We start from the raw sequence: 17,372 nt of genomic DNA, 5'->3' as shown, positions 1-17,372 counted from the left end.
CTATTCAGTCCTTCAGAAACCTCACAATCGCCTCGCCCAATTCCTTACGGGTGACCGCGTTCATGTGATTTCCGGGTATCTCCACATAGCGCCCGTTTGGCAATGTGTCGGCCAACTCCTGCGCTATCCCATTATCCTGATCGTCAGCGCCGCAGATGACCTCCGTGGGCTGCGCGAATTTTGCGATCGTCTCGGCTGGGGTGTCCACGAAGGTATTCAGAATGTGCAGCATCGCGACAGGATCACCCTTGGTGGTCTTGAGAAAGGCTTCGGTCATCCATTCCGACGTTCCACGTTCGAAGGTGCCCAGGTTGGTGAGGACATTCTTGTAATAGCCGCCCTTGTCCAGCGTCTTTACCAGTCCCCTCAATCCCATGCCTGCCAGCACGACGCGGCGTGGCGTCGCCCCTCGCGCGAGCATCCGCACGGTAGTGCGAGCGCCCAGCGAATATCCGCCCAGATCATAATCCGTCAGGCCGAGTTGATCGATCAGCGCCAGATTGTCGTCGGTCAGGGCATCCGGTGGATAGGCGGCGACGTCATGCGGTTTGCCGCTCTCTCCATGACCGCGCAGGTCCGGCATGATCAGCCGGAACCCCGCCTCCACCAGGCGGGCGGCATGGCCGTAGCGCACCCAGTTGGTCCAGGCATTGGAAAAATAGCCATGAATGAGGACCAGATCGCGCCCCTGCCCCGCCACGTGCACGGCGATCGGCAGGCCGCCCAGGCCCTTGATCTCCAGCTTTTCCATTGCAAGGTCGGTCATCGTTACTCCGTGGGCGTGTCGGCGACGTCCGATATGGCCTCCACCACAGCTTGTCGAGAGCCGCGCAAGCAAAGAAATAGCAGCGCTATCAAGGCACCCGCCTGCGCAGCGGCCAGGTCCTTCTGGGGATCCCATACATCGCCCTGCTGTCCATTATACCAGTCGGCCGTCTCCCCTTTCGCTATAAGTGTCAGCAGCCATTCGAACACTTCGTACAGTGCGCCGACGAAGCCGATCACGACAAAGCCGAACAGCATGGCCCAGCGAAACGACATGCCGCCCATGCGCTGGGCGATCTGTGCAAGCGGAAACATCAAGAGCAGGCCAAAGGCAAAATGGACCATGCGATCATAACCGTTGCGCGCCCACCCAAATACACCAGAAAGATCGTGACCGGTAAGCGCGCGCGCCCAGTCATCATATGGGACATATGAATAGATGTAGCGGCCGCCCAGCGTGTGCAACAGCAGGAAGGCGACGATACAGGCGACCGCACCGCTGGTCAGCGGCCAGCGGCGAAGCATCCAGGGCGCAGCAAGCGCCAGGGCCAGCGTCGGCCCATGCTGAAGCGGCGCGAGTTCTGGATAGGGTTGGTCGATCTGCGCGGCGGTAATGGCGGCGATCAGCAACAGGATCATCCGGCGCTGCGCTATCGGAAGGCTTTTCCAGACAGCAGCAGCGCCAGCGATCATATGAAAGGCTCAGCCCTTCTTGAGGTGACGGCGGCCGAGCAGTTCAGCGATCTGCACGGCATTCAGCGCAGCACCCTTGCGAAGGTTATCGCTGACGCACCAGAGCGAGAGGCCATTATCGACCGTCGAGTCCTCACGAACGCGGCTGATGAAAGTAGCGTAGTCGCCGACGCATTCGACGGGGGTGACATAGCCGCCATCCTCGCGCTTATCGACCAGCATAACGCCCGGCGCTTCGCGCAGAATGTCCTGAGCCTCCTTCGCCGAAATCTCGTTCTCGAACTCGATGTTCAGCGCTTCGGAATGACCGACAAACACGGGCACGCGAACGCAGGTCGCCGTGACCTTCACCTTGGGATCGAGGATCTTCTTGGTTTCCGCGACCATCTTCCACTCTTCCTTGGTCGAACCATCGTCCAGAAATACGTCGATGTGCGGGATCACGTTAAAAGCGATCTGCTTGGTGAACTTCTTGGGTTCGGCCGGATCGCCGACAAAGATGTTGCGTGACTGCTCGAACAGTTCGTCCATGCCAGCCTTGCCCGCGCCGGACACGGACTGGTAGGTGGCGACGACCACGCGCTTGATCTTCGCGGCATCGTGCAGCGGCTTCAACGCCACCACCATCTGCGCGGTCGAGCAGTTGGGGTTCGCGATGATGTTCTTCTTTTTATAGCCGTCGATCGCGTCCGGGTTCACTTCGGGCACGATCAGGGGCACATCGGGGTCCATGCGGTAAAGCGACGAATTGTCGATCACCACGCAGCCGGCCGCAGCCGCCTTGGGCGCATATTCAGCCGTCGGACCAGAGCCGGCAGCGAACAGCGCGATGTCCCATCCAGTGAAATCGAAATGCTCGATATTCTGGCATTTGATGGTCTTGCCAGTGTCGCCGAAATCGACGGACAGACCCTGCGACCGGGGCGATGCAACCGCCGCGATCTCGTCAATAGGAAACTCGCGCTCGGCGAGAATGGTCAACATTTCGCGGCCCACATTGCCCGTGGCACCGACGACGACGACCTTGTAACCCATGACTAAAGACTCCACTCCATGCGAAATTGCGGAGTGGGCGCCATAACGCCGTCGCGCAAATTGTCCAGCAGGAAGCGGTTTGCCCGCGGAAAGCGCGCCTTTGCTATCTGGCAGGCGATTGGGGCGCCGTCCCATGCCTGGCGAGAAAATCTTCGATCGTGCGCCACAGGTGAACGCTGATCCCCGGCCCGCCTACCCGATGGGTCTGCCCCGGATAGACCATCATTTCGAATGGGACGGCCGCCGCCTGCATCCTTGCCATCAACGTCGTGCTATTGTCGAACACGACATTGTCGTCCGACATTCCGTGAATAAGCAACAGCGGGTCTCGTATCTTCACCGCTTCATCAACGGCCCCGGATGCCGGGTAGGCGCTTGGCTGGTCCTGTGGCTTACCCAGATAGCGTTCGGTATAATGCGTGTCGTACAGTTCCCACCGCGTCACCGGTGCGCCGGCGATTGCGGCGGAAAAGACGCCGGGCGCCTTCTCCAGCATCTTCACCGACATATAACCGCCATAGGACCAGCCGTAGGTCGCGATCCTCTGCGGATCGACGAATGCCTGGGCCTTTAACCATTCGACGCCCTGCAATTGATCATCCACCTCTACGGTGCCCATCGCGCGATAGAGATGATCCTCGAACGCTTTGCCCCGATCGGGCGTACCGCGATTATCGACGGCAAAGACGATCCAGCCCTGCTGGACCAGATATTGATATAACGGCGAATTCCACTGGTTTGTCACGACCCGCCCGCCGCCGGGGCCCCCATAGTGAAGCATGAATACCGGGTAACGCTTACCCGGTTCAAGTGGTGGCGTAAGGATGCGGGTATGCAGGGTGGTTCCATCCGCGGCCTTGATCGTGCCGAACGTCGTTTTCACATGAGAGGCACGATAAGGCGCGTAGGGATGGTCGCCAGCCAGCACATTTTCAGACAGCCATTGCAACCGCTGACCTTGATGGTCAGCAAGATAGACCTGCTTTGGCTGATCCACATTGCTGCGGGATATGACGAGGCGCGTCGCCGCGCCATCCATCACCGCATCATTCCACCAGCCATCGCTGGTCAGCTGGCGAAGCGCGCCCTTGGCGGACAGCGGCGCTGCATAAAGTTGCTGCTCCAGCGGCGTCTCGCGGTTGCCGGTGAAGTAGACGATGCCCTGCTTCTCATCGACAGCAACCACGTCGCGCACTTCCCAGGGCCCGCTCGTCAGAGCGGTCCATTTACCGCCACGCACATGATAGAGATGGCCGTGACCGCTGCGCTCCGACCACCACAGGAAGCTGCCATCGCCAAGCGGCGTGAAATTGTTGCTCAGATTGACCCAGCTTTTGGCCTTTTCGGTCAGGACAATCTTCGCTTTGCCGGTCGTGGGATCGACTGCGAGCAAATCCAGCGTCTTCTGATCCCGGCTCTGGCGTTGAACATAGAGAACCGCGCTGTCCTTCGACCAGTTGACCCGCGCCAGGTAGATATCTCGTTCCGGCCCCAGATCGACCTTCACCTGACCCGATCCGTCAGGCTTCATCACGTAAAGCTCAACGAGGGCATTGGGCGTGCCGGCGGCGGGATAACGCTGCTGATAGACTTTCGTGCCTTCGCCGCCGATCGCCGTTCGGGTTACGATACCAACGGGTTCCTCGTCGATCTTCGCCACCGCGATCAGCCGGTCGTCAGGCGACCACCAATAACCGGTGCGCCGATCCATTTCCTCCTGCGCGACGAATTCGGCAACGCCCCAGCTGACCGTTTCGCTGGCGCCCTGCGTCACTTGCCGCTCTTCGCCGCCGATCGGCTGAACGAACAGGTTGCCGCCACGCACGAAGGAAACGAAACCGCCCCTGGGGCTGACGCCTCCATTCAATTCCCCATCGGGCGTATTCGTCAGGCGAGTGACGCCGCCATCCAGCGCCGCGAGGTACAGATCCCCGTCTATAGGCACCAGAATGTTTTTGCCATCGGGCGCCCAATCATAGCTGACGATGCCCGTATTCCCGGCAACCGAGCGGTCCCGCTCTCGCTGCATCTTCTCCGTTTCGGAAAGCTCCGCTCCGCTGCCGGTCTTTTTGGAATCGACCAGCATTCGTTCGGCTCCGGTCGAACTGTCGATCGCCCAGAGGTCCAGGCGCTCCTTTTCATCCACGCGCGGCTTGAGCAGGGTAACCAGCTTGCCGTCAGGCGAGAGCTTGAGCGCGCGCGGCTGAGGACCGGACAGGTCTGGACTGGCGAAGACCCGCTCAAGCGTCAGTTTCTGCTGCGCGGCTGCCGGATCGGCGGCGCTCGCCAGCAGCGCGCCGATAGCCGCGCTGCCCTTAAGGAATGAGGACATTCTTATCCTTTCGTCTCGACCGCTCAAGAGCCAGATCGAGCGACAGAATTAACGCCACGCAGACAAAGAGATCAATGTAGGGAAATAATATTTCCGGCCACAGCCTTGGAGGCCATGGTGGGCGCGACAGGGATTGAACCTGTGACCCCACCCGTGTGAAGGGTGTGCTCTACCGCTGAGCTACGCGCCCCCTGAAAGGAGGATGCGGCCATTGGCACCCGACACGGTTGCTGTCAAGAAGCCGCGAAATGGAAATTGCAAAATGGGCTTATTGCCTTTTTACGTGGCCGCGATAGGGAACAGGTCCAACCGGGAGTTAGCGTCGATGCGTCCAACCATTGCCCTTATGATTACTGGCTTGCTTCTCACCACATTGGCCGCGTGCAACACCGTGAAGGGCGTTGGCCGAGATATTGAATCGGTTGGCCGGGCCGGCGAGAGGGCGATGTAAGCTCGCCAGTCTGTGAACTGATCGGGTTATTGCAGCACGCGGTTGACCATTGCAGCGTCTTTTTCCAAGCGGACGCCATCGCAATCCGGCTCACCGCAGTTGCACGCGGCGATCGTGTAACGCACGCCGCACATGACGAGTACGTCATGGTCGAAGGAATAGTTGGAAATGCCTGCGCGCTCGACCTTTTCTCGAGCTCTGGCCTTCAGGGACATCGGCATTTTCTCCCATATACAGACGCTCATGATCCGTGCTGCTGTGCACAAAGTCAATTAACCGGCATTGGTTCCTGAACGGATTGTCATAATTCCGTCTAGAAAATGACACGATCCAGCGCCCTTCACCACTATGCTTGCGCGGTAGCCCATTCGCTCCCATATGCCGACCCATGAACGACCAACGCTCCAGCACCATGCCCACCTGGCACGGGACAACCATCATGTCGGTACGAAAGAACGGTAAGGTGATCGTCGCTGGCGATGGCCAGGTTTCCATGGGCCAGACGGTGATGAAGCCCAATGCCCGCAAGGTTCGGCGGCTTCACGACGGCTCGGTTATCGGCGGTTTTGCGGGCGCAACGGCCGACGCGTTCACGCTGTTTGAACGTCTTGAGGCGAAGCTTGAGCGCCACAACGGCCAACTCATGCGGGCGGCCGTTGAACTGGCCAAGGATTGGCGTACCGACAAATATCTGCGGAACCTGGAAGCGATGATGATCGTCGCGGACAAGGATGTCACCTTGATCCTGACCGGCAATGGCGACGTACTTGAGCCGGTGGGCGGGGTGGCGGCAATCGGCTCTGGCGGCAATTTCGCTCTCGCCGCCGCACGCGCCCTGGTGGAGTATGAGGAAGACGCCGAAACGCTGGCTCGCAAGGCCATGGCTGTCGCGGCTGACATTTGCGTCTACACCAACGACCAACTCACCATTGAAGAGCTGAAAAGCGTTTCCTGATCGGGGAAGGCTCGCACTCCTCCTCCGACAAGCCCATGCCCCACCCCTCCGTCGAGAAGGATGGGAAAAGGACAGAGATGAACGACAACCTGACACCCAAAGCCATTGTATCCGCGCTGGACGCGCACATCATCGGGCAGGCGGACGCGAAGCGCGCCGTCGCTGTCGCCCTGCGCAACCGCTGGCGCCGTCAGCGCCTGTCGCCCGATTTGCGCGATGAGGTGACCCCGAAGAATATTCTGATGATCGGGCCCACAGGCTGCGGCAAGACCGAAATCAGCCGCCGCCTTGCGAAGCTCGCCGACGCCCCCTTCGTAAAGGTGGAAGCGACCAAGTTCACTGAAGTCGGCTATGTCGGGCGCGACGTTGAGCAGATCGTCCGCGATCTGGTCGAGGAAGCCGTGCGACTGGAGAAGGACCGCCGCCGGGAAGCCGTGCGCGAGGCCGCGTCGGAAGCCGCGATGGCGCGCCTGCTCGACGCGCTCACCGGTAAGGAAGCGAGCGAGGCCACCCGCCTCTCCTTCCGCCAGCGGATCGAAAACGACCAGATGAACGATGTCGAGGTTGAGGTAGAGGTGGCAGACAGCCCTTCGATGCCGATGGAGATCCCCGGCATGGGCGGGCAAGTGGGCATGATCAATCTGTCCGACATGATGTCGAAGGCGTTTGGCCAGACCCAGAAGAAGCGCCGCAAGCTGCGTGTCGCGGAAGCCTGGGACAAGCTGGTCGAAGAAGAGCAGGACAAGCGGCTGGACCAGGACGATGTCGCACGCGTGGCCATCACCAGCGCCGAGCAGAATGGCATAGTTTTCCTGGACGAGATCGACAAGATCGCAGTCAGCGACGTGCGGGGCGGCTCCGTCAGCCGAGAAGGCGTGCAGCGCGACCTTCTGCCATTGATCGAAGGGACTACCGTTTCGACAAAATATGGCCCGCTCAAAACCGACCATATCCTGTTCATCGCGTCCGGCGCATTTCATGTCGCCAAGCCTAGCGACCTGCTGCCGGAACTTCAGGGCCGGCTTCCCATCCGCGTTGAGCTGAAGGCGCTGACGGAGGATGATTTCGTCTCCATCCTATCGGACACCAAGGCCAGTCTTGTTGCGCAATATCGCGCGCTGCTGGCGACCGAAGGGGTTACGATCGACCTGACGCCCGATGGCATCCGCGCCGTGGCCAAGATTGCGGCGGAAGTGAATGGCGAGATCGAGAATATCGGGGCCCGCCGCCTTCAGACGGTCATGGAAAAGCTGCTGGAGGATGTGAGCTTCGATGCCGAGGACCGCAAAGGCGAAACGCTCGTGATCGACGCCGCCTATGTTGAAAAGCAGCTGAGCGAAGTCGCGCGGAATACCGATCTCAGCAAATATGTGCTCTGACCAACGCGCATAGTGTCGAGCGAAGTCGGGAAGCGTCTGCGCCGCCAATCTCGACTACGCTCGATACGAACAGGCTGGCAGTTTAGTAGCTACGCCCAACCAGCACCCGCTCGACAGCCTTGTCGCCGGTAAAGATGCAGTTGCCATCCGCCGCGTCGGCATCCAGCGGCACGTTGCGAAGCGTCAGCTTCTCGCCCTTGAGCCATTCAATCACCTTGTCAAGCGCGGGACCGGTTGGTTTTGCCCACTGTATCAGTGCCCAGCCCGGCTTTCTGCTTGCGCCGAAATATGCTTTCAACGCATCGAGCGAGGTGATCGACTTGTCGATATTGCCGAGCAGGCGCGCCTGCGCATCGTTGAACAACCCCTGCTGGATTTCCGCCAATATGCCCGTCGCAGCGTCCAGGAAATCTCCCTTCGCGATGATCTGGCTGTCGAGCTTTCCATCTTCCCGATAAAGCCGGTCGCGGCGCAGGACGGACACATTGCCTCCCGCAACATCGCGGCCGCCAACCTCGACAACGATTGGTGCGCCCTTCTTCACCCAGCCCCAGCGCTTGTTCGCTGCCTTGGCGGGCCGCTTGTCCAGCATCGCGCGAACCGGCTCGCGAAACGCATCCTGCTTGTTCAACTGGGCGACGATCTCGCCGCAATAATCCAGGATCGCCGCATCCTCATCATTGTCGCGCAGCATCGGCACGACGACGACCTGATAAGGCGCAAGCCGCGGCGGCACCCGCAGGCCGTCGTCGTCGCCATGCACCATGATCAGCCCACCGATCATCCGCGTGGACATGCCCCAGCTTGTCGTCTGGGCCAGTTCCTGTTGACCCTCGGCATTCTGGAACTTGATGCTTTGCGCCTGACTGAACGTCGTTCCCAGGAAATGCGAGGTTCCGGCCTGAAGCGCCTTGCCGTCCTGCATCATCGCTTCGATCGAATAAGTCGCGACGGCGCCCGGGAATCGCTCATTCTCCGGCTTCTCGCCCGCCACCACCGGCAGCGCGACGCATTCCTCGGCGAAACTGCGATAGACCTCGAGCATCTTCATCGTCTCTTCCATCGCCTCTTCAACGGTGGCGTGAGCCGTATGCCCTTCCTGCCATAGAAATTCAGCGGTGCGCAGGAACATGCGCGTCCGCATTTCCCAGCGAACGACATTGGCCCACTGGTTGATCAGCACGGGCAGGTCGCGCCAGCTCTGCACCCAACGCGAAAATGCTGCACCGATCACCGTTTCGGACGTCGGGCGAACCACAAGAGGCTCTTCCAGCTTTGCGTCTGGATCAGGGACCAGCTTGCCGTCCTTCTGGATCAGGCGATGGTGCGTGACGACCGCCATTTCCTTGGCGAAGCCATCGACATGCTCAGCTTCCTTCTCGAAGTAGGAAAGCGGAATGAAGAGCGGGAAATAGCAGTTCTCGTGGCCGGTCGCCTTGATGCGCTCGTCCAGCAGCTTCTGGATGCGTTCCCAGATGCCATAGCCCCAGGGCCGGATGACCATGCTGCCGCGCACGCCGCTTTCCTCGGCCATGTCTGCTTCGGAAACGACGGCCTGATACCAGGCGGCAAAATCCTGTTCACGGGTAACGGAAAGGGCGTGCTTCACGGGGTCAGGCCTTGCTCATCTATCTGAAGGAACGCGCGCCATAGGCCAAGCGCGCGGCCCCGTCGACCCTGAACGCGATGCCTCAGCTCAGCTTGTCGATCTTGGCGTTCAGCGCGGCCAGTTGCGCTTTCAAATCGGCAATCTCGTCGTCCTTGTCGTCGCCGGATGCTGCGGCCGCTGCCGGTTGGGTCGGCGATACGCCCGGCATTCCGGGCATTCCCGGCATCCCTGGCACTCCGCCAAAGGCGCTGGCTGCCGCTTCGAACATCTGCATGTTGCGCTTGGCGATCTCGGCCAGCGGCCCGCCCCCGAAGGCGCCTTTCATGGCTTCCTGAAACTGCATCTGGTTTTTGTGGAACGCTTCCATCGACGCTTCCAGATATTGCGGAACCATGGATTGCATGGAATCGCCATACATCGCGATCAGTTGACGCAGGAAGTTTACCGGCAGCATATTCTTGCCCCGCTGTTCTTCTTCCATGATGATCTGCGTCAGGACATTATGGGTAATGTCCTCTCCGGTCTTGGCGTCGACGACCACGAAATCGCGTCCCTCGCGGGTCATTTGCGACAGCAGATCAAGCGTGATGTAACTCGACGTTTCCGTGTTATAGAGACGCCTGTTCGCATATTTCTTGATAGTGACCGTCTGCGATTCATTGGCGGTCTTGGTTTTGGCCATGAAATCCTCTCCCACACCTGCACATTCCGCATTAGCACAAAGGGTTGCCGCACCGCAACATGGGCCGCGGCCTTTGCCCCTGTTTCTCAGCATTTTGTGGCGTGAAACAGAAGGCAGTCCTGAACTTCGGCGGCTAGCCTTCCAAGGTTTACGCAAATATCAGAACGCAGTGCGTCCAGCACCTCCGCCAAGTCCGGCGGTTTTTGCAACCGCAGGCAGCGCAAAATTGCTGCGCTACGGCACTGAAAACGGGCGCGCGCCGGTGGTTTTCATCCCTTCACTCATTAACCCGCCGCAGGTTCTCGATCTGTCCGAGGGGCGATCCATGCTGCGTCACATGGCCGCAGCAGGACATGATGCATATCTGGTTGATTGGGGGCACCCTTCGGCGAAAGACGCGAGCCTGGGCCTCAACCATCATGTCACGCAGCGGCTCCTGCCGATGCTGGGGTCGCTTCCCCGGCCGCCAATACTGGTGGGCTATTGCCTGGGTGGCAGCCTCGCCCTTGGCGCAGCGGCTGTGGCCAGAGTTGCGGCCGTGGCCACCCTCGCCGCGCCCTGGCAGTTTGACGGTTTTCCCGATGATGACCGCGAGCTTATCGCTTCACTCTGGCACGGCGCGAAGGCGACCAGCGAACGACTGGGCTATGTGCCCATGGAGGTATTGCAATCCGGCTTCTGGGCGATGGACCCCGCCCGGACGATCCGCAAATATGCAGCCTTTGCGGAAATGGAGCCGGGTTCGCAGGCCGAACGCGCGTTTCTGGCGGTCGAGGACTGGGCCAATGGCGGCCCGCCCCTAACCTTTGCGGCCGGCAGGGAATTGTTTGAAACCTTCTACGGCGCCAATGTCACCGGGCGTTCCGAATGGCGTATAGATGGGACAAAGATCGATCTGGCGGCGCTGCGCTGCCCGACATTTTCGGTGCGATCCGCAACGGACCGGATCGTTCCGGCAAATGCCGCGCCCGACCTCTCGGACGGCTTCACCTTGCAACTCGGCCATGTCGGAATGATCGTGGGCAGCCGCGCTGCGGAATTGGTCTGGACGCCCCTGTCTCTTTGGCTTTCAACCCACGGGGGATGATGATATTGGGCCCGCCAACTGCCCATTGATCAAGGACCAGTATATTGTCAGACATCGTCATCACCGCTGCCAAGCGCACTGCTGTCGGTAGCTTCATGGGTGCATTCGGGTCCACCCCGGCGCACGAACTCGGCCGCGCCGCCATCGTGGCGGCATTGACTCAAGCCGGTGTCGCGCCGGACGAAGTCGATGAAGTTATACTCGGCCAGATTCTGACAGCGGCACAGGGGCAGAATCCTGCCCGTCAGGCAGCTGTCAACGCTGGCATCCCCGTGGAGCGTACGGCAATTGGCCTCAACCAGTTGTGCGGATCGGGGCTGCGCGCCGTCGCTCTTGCCGCTCAGGCGATCCGGGCCGGCGATGCGCGCATCATGGTAGCGGGCGGACAGGAGAATATGTCGCTCGCTCCGCATGCCCAATATCTGCGCGGCGGCGCGAAGATGGGGCCGATCTCGCTGATCGACACGATGACGCATGACGGGCTGACCGACGCATTCAATAATTATCACATGGGCGTGACTGCGGAGAACCTAGCGGAAAAATATCAGATCAGCCGCGATGCGCAGGACCAGTTCGCCGTCGCCAGCCAGAACAAGGCCGAAGCCGCGCGCGCAGCCGGCCGCTTCAATGATGAGATCGTGGCCATGACGATCAAAGGTCGCAAGGGCGACACCATCGTCGATGCCGACGAATATATCCGCGCAGGCGCGACACTCGAAGCGATGCAGAACCTGCGTCCGGCATTCAAGAAGGATGGGACGGTTACCGCCGGAAACGCCAGCGGCATCAACGATGGCGCGGCCGCATTGGTCATCATGACCGCCGCGGACGCCGCACAGCGCAACGCGCCGATCCTTGGACGTATCGCCAGCTTTGCTACCTGCGGCGTAGATCCGGCCATCATGGGCATCGGCCCCGCGCCCGCTACCCGCAATGCTCTGGCCAAGGCTGGCTGGTCCCTCGCGGACATCGACCTTATCGAAGCCAATGAAGCATTCGCCGCGCAGGCGCTGGCCGTGGGGCAGGAATTGGGCTGGGATCCTGAAAAGGTCAATGTGAACGGCGGAGCCATCGCAATCGGCCATCCGGTCGGCGCGTCGGGCGCGCGCGTGCTCACCACGCTGCTCTATGAAATGCAGAAGCGGGACGCGAAGAAGGGTCTTGCCACTCTGTGCGTCGGTGGCGGCATGGGCGTCGCCATGTGCATCGAGCGCTGATCTACGCTCAGGTCAAGAAAGGGGCCGCCGGTGCGTACGCACGGCGGCCTTTTTCATATCCTCAATCCCAAAGACGATCGAAGCGCGCGCCAAGGCCCGTCAACAGCTCATATTGCGACAGGCCAGAAAGTGCAGCGGCGTCTGGCAGCGCATAATCAATATCCAGCCAGTCTCCTTCAGCAAGCGAAGGAAAGGCCGTCACATCCACAGCGATCAGATCCATCGACACGCGCCCGACGACCGGCAGGGCAACATCCCCCGCCTTCACCATTCCCCGGTTCGAAAATCCCCGCAAATAGCCGTCAGCATAGCCGATATTCAAAACTGCGATCTCCATGTCGCGCTCAGCAACATAGATAGCGTTATAGCCGACACTGTCGCCCGCAGGCACATGCCGCCGTTGCAAAATCTGAGCCTGTGGAAAGACCACCTGCGCTATGCCCGCCTGTGCCTCCGCCCGAGGAACCCCGCCGTAAAGCGCCAGCCCCGGTCGGGTGAGGTCGAACGCGTAGGCCTGTCCAAGGCAAATGCCTGCGCTGTTCGCCAGGCTGTATCGCGGTGCGCTGACGCTGGCCTTCAACGCCCCAAAGCGGTCCAGTTGGATCCGGCTAAGACCGGTATCCTCGTCTGCTGACGCCAGATGACTGAGCAGCGCATCGACATGCAAACCTTCGATTTCAGCCGCGACGTCACCGCGCCAATCAAGTCCCAGCCGGTTCATCCCGGTGTCCACCATCACATCACAGACGCCACCACCCGCAGCCTTCCAACGTGCGATCTGGCTGGACGTGGACAGGACCGGCCGCGCTTTCGATGTTAACGCGACCTCCATGTCCTCGCTCCGCACGCCATGCAGCACCGCGAGCGAAACGCCATCTTCCAACAGGGGTTCGAGCAGCGCCGCTTCGGCCCAGTTGGACACGAAAAAATCGCGGCATCCGGCATTCATCAGACGTCCCATGACCTCAATCGCACCAGCGCCGTAGCCATCGGCCTTGATCGCGGCGCCACATGCGGCCGCGCCGCTGCTTCTTTGAAGCCAGCGCCAGTTATTCACAAGTGCGCCGCCATCAAGACGCAGGCGCAGGGGAGCGGTAAATGCGGTCATCGGCCTCGCGATAGCGGCATACGCCGCAAGCGTCGAGGCCGTCACGCTTCCAGCTTTGCGTCGCGCGTTTCCAGCAGCGCCACCAGACAGGTCACCAATGCTACCGCCACCACAACGATCGTGTACCACAGCCCCGCATAAGGATCGCCGGTCCGCGCGACAATATACTGGCTGACGAGCGGCAGGAAACCGCCGAAATAGCCCGTACCGATATGATAGGGGATCGAAAGCGAACTATAGCGGATGCGTGCCGGGAAATATTCCGACAGCAGCGCCGCCACCGGACCATAGGTTGCGCCCGACAAAGTCCAGAGCAGCAGCAATGCGAGGAATATCAGCATGGCGCGCGGCCAGTCGGGTTTCACCACGCCAAAATCATATCCCCGCGCAATAAGGGCTTTGTCCAGTCCTTCATCACTTAGGTCCTGGACTGTCGTGCCGCCGATGGTCACCGCTGTCCGTTCAGCCCCGGCCTTCTCATAGGGAATGCCACGCTTCGAAAAATGATCGAGTAATTTCCCGCAGGCGCTAGGCTGGACCTTGGCGAACGGATCAAAGCTGCAATCGGGGCCGGTTACGACGACGGGCGCACGGTCCGCCGCCCGATAAAGCGCGGGGTTCGCGACGCTGCCCATGAATTGATAAAGCGGCATGAGCAGCAGCAAGACGAGCACATAGCCGATGATGATCGGCTTCCTGCGGCCCACTCGATCGGACAGCCAGCCAAAGAAGACAAATGCCCCCATCCCCGCGAAGGCGCTTCCACCAACCAGCAGTTGAGCAATGCCGGGCGAAACGTGCAGGCCGCTCTGCAGAAAATAGAGGGCCTGGAACATGACCGTATAGGCGATGACGGTGAAACCCGCCGCGATCCCGATCATCGCGACCAGCATTCGCCGCCTGTTTCCGGGATAGGTGAACGCTTCCTTCAGCGGATTTCGCGACCGCTCGCCCGCATTTTTCATCGCTGTGAACACCGGGCTTTCGCGCAACATGAGCCGCATCCACAGCGAAATTGCGAGCAATGCGAGCGAGAAGATGAATGGCAGACGCCAGCCCCAATCGTCCCACACCGCCTTGCCGACGACCCATTGCGTGCCGACAACGACGACCAGCGACAGAATGAAGCCGCCGATCACGCCAGCCTGGATGAAACTGGTGTAAAACCCGCGCTTTCCCGGCGGCGCATGTTCGGCCACGTAAATGGCCGCCCCGCCATATTCACCACCCAGCGCGAGCCCCTGCGCGATCCGCAGTAAAATGAGGATGACGGGCGCGGCCAGCCCGATGCTCGCCGCAGACGGCGTAAGGCCCACACCCGCAGTCGCGCCGCCCATCAGGACGATAGTCGCGAGAAACGTATATTTGCGCCCCCATCGGTCTCCCAAAAAACCAAAAAGCGCAGCGCCCAACGGTCGGAACCCGAAGCCGATGGCGAAGCCTGCCAGCGAATAGAGCAGTTCGACCGTCGGATTGTCGGTAGGAAAGAATGTCCGCCCAATGATCGGCGCGAGGACGCCGTAGATGTAAAAATCATACCATTCGAACACGGTGCCGAGCGCAGATGCCGTAATGACCAGGCGGTCGCGTTTTACATCTATCACATGGCCGCCGCTGGCCGCCGTCCCGCTCATTGCGCCCCCCTTTCGAACTGCCGTCAGGCGATCTTTAGAGAAGCAGGAGGCGGGAGCAAGCATTGCTACCGTGAATATCTCGAGTGCTACATACTGTCGGCGATCAGTCGGGCGCCCAGCTGGTCAGCAACATAGCAGAGGCACAGCAACGGTGCCTGCAGCTTGCGCGAGCGACAATGTGCCTGGTGCTAGAGACGGGATCATGGCAAATCATGATCCCGTCATCATGCGGGTGTCAGGCGAAGCGAAAGCTGCTGGCGTATCTCAAGCCGCTGCTTCGCCCACGCCGTCATTCCATTTCCAGAATAATCGCATCGACCGGCAGGCTTTCGCCCTGGGCCGCAGACACGTTTTTCACAACGCCGGCCTTTTGCGCGCGCAGGATGTTTTCCATCTTCATCGCCTCGATTACGGCGAGAGGCTGGCCCGCTTCAACCTTGTCGCCTGCCTCGACATGCAACGCCACCAGCAAGCCGGGCATCGGGCAGATCAGGAAGCGCGACAGATCGGGCGGGATCTTTTCGATCATATGCTTGGCATGCGGCGCGGCATGAGCAGGCAGGATGCGCAGCTTGTGGCTGGCGCCATGCGCGGTCAGGACAAATCCCGAACGGACGGGCGTGATCTTCACCGCCAGTTCCTCTTCGCCAAACTCCGCCTCGATCAGACGATCTCCGGGCGTATATTCCAGCGCCATGTCGATCGGATCGCCATCGACCGTGACGTCATCCCCGTTGATGATAACGTCATGCACTGTGTCGCCAATCTTAACCTGCCAACCGGTAGGCGCTTTCAGCCTCTTGCCAAGCTGTCCGTCGATGCGACGCGCACGGTCGGCCTGCGCCATTGCGGCGAAGGCCCCGACCGCCGACAGGCGCTTCAGCAAAGTCTCTGACGCCGGAGCACCGGTGAAACCATCGGGATATTCCTCGGCGATGAAGCCGGTGGTGATGTTGCCCGAACGGAACCGCTCATGCTGCATCAGTGCGGACACGAAATCGATATTGTGGCCCGGGCCTTCGATCTCGAACTTGTCGAGCGCCTCGATCTGCTTGTCGATCGCTTCGAGACGGGTCGGGGCCCAGGTGATCAGCTTGGCGATCATCGGGTCATAGAACATGCTGACCTCGCCGCCCTCGGTCACGCCGTCATCGACGCGGATCTTCGCGCCAGTCGCATCCGTACCCTCTTCGGGCGGGTTGTAGCGGATCAAGCGGCCCGTCGATGGCAGAAACCCCCGATAGGGGTCTTCGGCATAGACCCGGTTCTCGACCGACCAGCCATTGATCTTCACATCTTCCTGGCGGAAGCCCAGTTCCTCGCCATTCGCAACGCGGATCATCTGTTCGACCAGATCGAGGCCCGTGATTTCTTCCGTGACCGGATGCTCCACCTGCAAACGCGTGTTCATTTCCAGGAAGTAGAAGCCGTCGCCGGTCTTGTCCGCGCCCGACACGATCAGTTCGACGGTGCCGGCGCTGAAATAACCGACCGCGCGCGCCAGGGCGACGCATTGCTCGCCCATCTTCTTGCGCATTTCAGGGGAAACGAAGGGTGAAGGCGCTTCCTCGACCACCTTCTGGTGGCGGCGCTGGATCGAACATTCCCGCTCGTTCAGATAGACGATGTTGCCATGCTGGTCGCCCAGGATCTGGATTTCGATGTGGCGCGGGCTTTCGATGAACTTCTCGATAAACACGCGGTCATCGCCGAAGCTGTTCAGGCCCTCACGCTTGGTCGCCTCGAAGCCTTCGCGTACGTCCTGCTCGGAATAGGCGAGGCGCATGCCCTTGCCGCCACCGCCGGCCGAAGCCTTCATCATCACCGGATAGCCGATCTCGTTGGAGATGCGGACAGCATGTTCGGTGTCCTCGATCACGCCGACATAGCCGGGCACGACATTAACGCCCGCTTCCTTGGCCAGCTTCTTGGATTCAATCTTGTCGCCCATCGCGGCGATGGCGTTGGCCGGGGGGCCGACGAAGATGATGCCCTCGGCGTCCAGCGCCTTGCGGAAGCTCTCGCGCTCGGAAAGGAAGCCGTAGCCCGGATGCACGGCATCGGCGCCCGTGTCCTTGCACGCCTGGATGATCTTGTCGGCGATCAGATAGGACTGCGCTGCAGGGGACGGGCCGATATGGACGGCTTCATCAGCCATCAGAACATGCGGCGCGCGCGCGTCAGCATCGGAATAGACCGCCACGGTCTTGATACCCATCTTCTTGGCCGTGCGCATGACACGACACGCAATTTCGCCACGGTTCGCGATCAGGATCTTGGTGATTGCCATTATCTGTCCTTGCCCCAGTCCTTATTCAGTTCCTCTCACCCCGTTCGGGCTGAGTTTGTCGAAGCCCCGTCCTTCCTTCGAAGAATTGCAGCCCTTAGACAAACTCAGGGCGAACGGAGGTTGTGGTTCGGTCCA

Annotated in this window: 15 protein-coding genes and 1 tRNA gene; 5 read left to right on the top strand and 11 right to left on the bottom strand. The window is 60.6% G+C overall.

All coding sequences use genetic code 11. The features are described 5' to 3' along the window. Positions 1-4: 4 nt before the first annotated feature. The 5 genes from B6S01_RS01560 to B6S01_RS01540 form a co-directional block, all read right to left on the bottom strand. The gene (locus tag B6S01_RS01560) at positions 5-766 is read right to left on the bottom strand and encodes an alpha/beta fold hydrolase (RefSeq protein WP_037468672.1); all 762 of its coding nucleotides are present in this window, start codon (positions 764-766) and stop codon (positions 5-7) included. Positions 767-768: 2 nt separating this feature from the next. Continuing rightward, complete coding sequence (locus tag B6S01_RS01555) at positions 769-1,458, bottom strand: DUF2238 domain-containing protein (RefSeq protein WP_037468669.1); 690 nt, start codon at positions 1,456-1,458, stop codon at positions 769-771. Between the two features lie 9 nt (positions 1,459-1,467). Next, positions 1,468-2,493: an aspartate-semialdehyde dehydrogenase gene (locus tag B6S01_RS01550; RefSeq protein ID WP_037468666.1), complete on the bottom strand. Its 1,026-nt coding sequence runs from the start codon at positions 2,491-2,493 to the stop codon at positions 1,468-1,470. Between the two features lie 103 nt (positions 2,494-2,596). Continuing rightward, complete coding sequence (locus B6S01_RS01545) at positions 2,597-4,825, bottom strand: S9 family peptidase (RefSeq protein ID WP_037468665.1); 2,229 nt, start codon at positions 4,823-4,825, stop codon at positions 2,597-2,599. A 115-nt stretch (positions 4,826-4,940) separates the two neighbouring features. Continuing rightward, positions 4,941-5,015: transfer RNA gene (locus B6S01_RS01540), tRNA-Val, on the bottom strand. A gap of 135 nt (positions 5,016-5,150) precedes the next feature. Between B6S01_RS01540 and B6S01_RS01535 the strand changes: the two genes are divergently transcribed. Continuing rightward, on the top strand, positions 5,151-5,276 hold the full coding sequence (locus tag B6S01_RS01535) for an entericidin A/B family lipoprotein (RefSeq protein WP_037468744.1): 126 nt from the start codon (positions 5,151-5,153) through the stop codon (positions 5,274-5,276). 26 nt (positions 5,277-5,302) lie between these two features. Here the strand turns inward: B6S01_RS01535 and B6S01_RS01530 are convergent, their stop codons facing one another. Further along, on the bottom strand, positions 5,303-5,491 hold the full coding sequence (locus B6S01_RS01530; RefSeq protein WP_037468743.1) for a hypothetical protein: 189 nt from the start codon (positions 5,489-5,491) through the stop codon (positions 5,303-5,305). Between the two features lie 197 nt (positions 5,492-5,688). Here B6S01_RS01530 and hslV point away from each other — a divergent pair, with 197 nt between their 5' ends. Continuing rightward, complete coding sequence (gene hslV / locus B6S01_RS01525; protein ID WP_174525912.1) at positions 5,689-6,231, top strand: ATP-dependent protease subunit HslV; 543 nt, start codon at positions 5,689-5,691, stop codon at positions 6,229-6,231. Positions 6,232-6,308: 77 nt separating this feature from the next. Then, positions 6,309-7,610, top strand: a complete 1,302-nt coding sequence (gene hslU, locus B6S01_RS01520) for an ATP-dependent protease ATPase subunit HslU (protein WP_037468659.1) — start codon at positions 6,309-6,311, stop codon at positions 7,608-7,610. Positions 7,611-7,692: 82 nt separating this feature from the next. On the opposite strand, the gene B6S01_RS01515 is transcribed toward hslU, so the two are convergent. Continuing rightward, a complete protein-coding gene (locus tag B6S01_RS01515) occupies positions 7,693-9,219 on the bottom strand; it encodes an aminoacyl--tRNA ligase-related protein (protein ID WP_037468657.1) in 1,527 nt (508 codons plus the stop codon). Positions 9,220-9,301: 82 nt separating this feature from the next. Continuing rightward, positions 9,302-9,901, bottom strand: a complete 600-nt coding sequence (gene phaR, locus B6S01_RS01510) for a polyhydroxyalkanoate synthesis repressor PhaR (protein ID WP_037468655.1) — start codon at positions 9,899-9,901, stop codon at positions 9,302-9,304. Here phaR and B6S01_RS01505 point away from each other — a divergent pair. Together B6S01_RS01505 and B6S01_RS01500 are read left to right on the top strand one after the other, a co-directional pair. Further along, positions 9,900-10,988 carry an alpha/beta fold hydrolase gene (locus B6S01_RS01505; RefSeq protein WP_037468653.1) on the top strand — a complete coding sequence of 363 codons (1,089 nt, stop codon included), beginning with the start codon at positions 9,900-9,902 and terminating at the stop codon, positions 10,986-10,988. The genes phaR and B6S01_RS01505 overlap by 2 nt on opposite strands. Before the next feature lie 44 nt (positions 10,989-11,032). Next, positions 11,033-12,205, top strand: a complete 1,173-nt coding sequence (locus B6S01_RS01500) for an acetyl-CoA C-acetyltransferase (protein ID WP_037468651.1) — start codon at positions 11,033-11,035, stop codon at positions 12,203-12,205. Between the two features lie 61 nt (positions 12,206-12,266). Here B6S01_RS01500 and alr read toward each other — a convergent pair whose 3' ends face one another. From alr to B6S01_RS01485, 3 genes are all read right to left on the bottom strand, one after another. Then, positions 12,267-13,313, bottom strand: a complete 1,047-nt coding sequence (gene alr, locus B6S01_RS01495) for an alanine racemase (protein WP_037468649.1) — start codon at positions 13,311-13,313, stop codon at positions 12,267-12,269. 41 nt (positions 13,314-13,354) lie between these two features. Next, positions 13,355-14,947: an MFS transporter gene (locus B6S01_RS01490; protein WP_037468647.1), complete on the bottom strand. Its 1,593-nt coding sequence runs from the start codon at positions 14,945-14,947 to the stop codon at positions 13,355-13,357. A gap of 289 nt (positions 14,948-15,236) precedes the next feature. Continuing rightward, complete coding sequence (locus B6S01_RS01485; RefSeq protein WP_037468645.1) at positions 15,237-17,237, bottom strand: acetyl-CoA carboxylase biotin carboxylase subunit; 2,001 nt, start codon at positions 17,235-17,237, stop codon at positions 15,237-15,239. Positions 17,238-17,372: the final 135 nt, after the last annotated feature.

This window comes from Sphingobium herbicidovorans, assembly GCF_002080435.1.
In the GTDB taxonomy this organism is placed as follows: domain Bacteria; phylum Pseudomonadota; class Alphaproteobacteria; order Sphingomonadales; family Sphingomonadaceae; genus Sphingobium; species Sphingobium herbicidovorans.
Note: the sequence above shows the minus strand (reverse complement) of the source record. Positions and strands in the feature narration are given on the sequence as shown.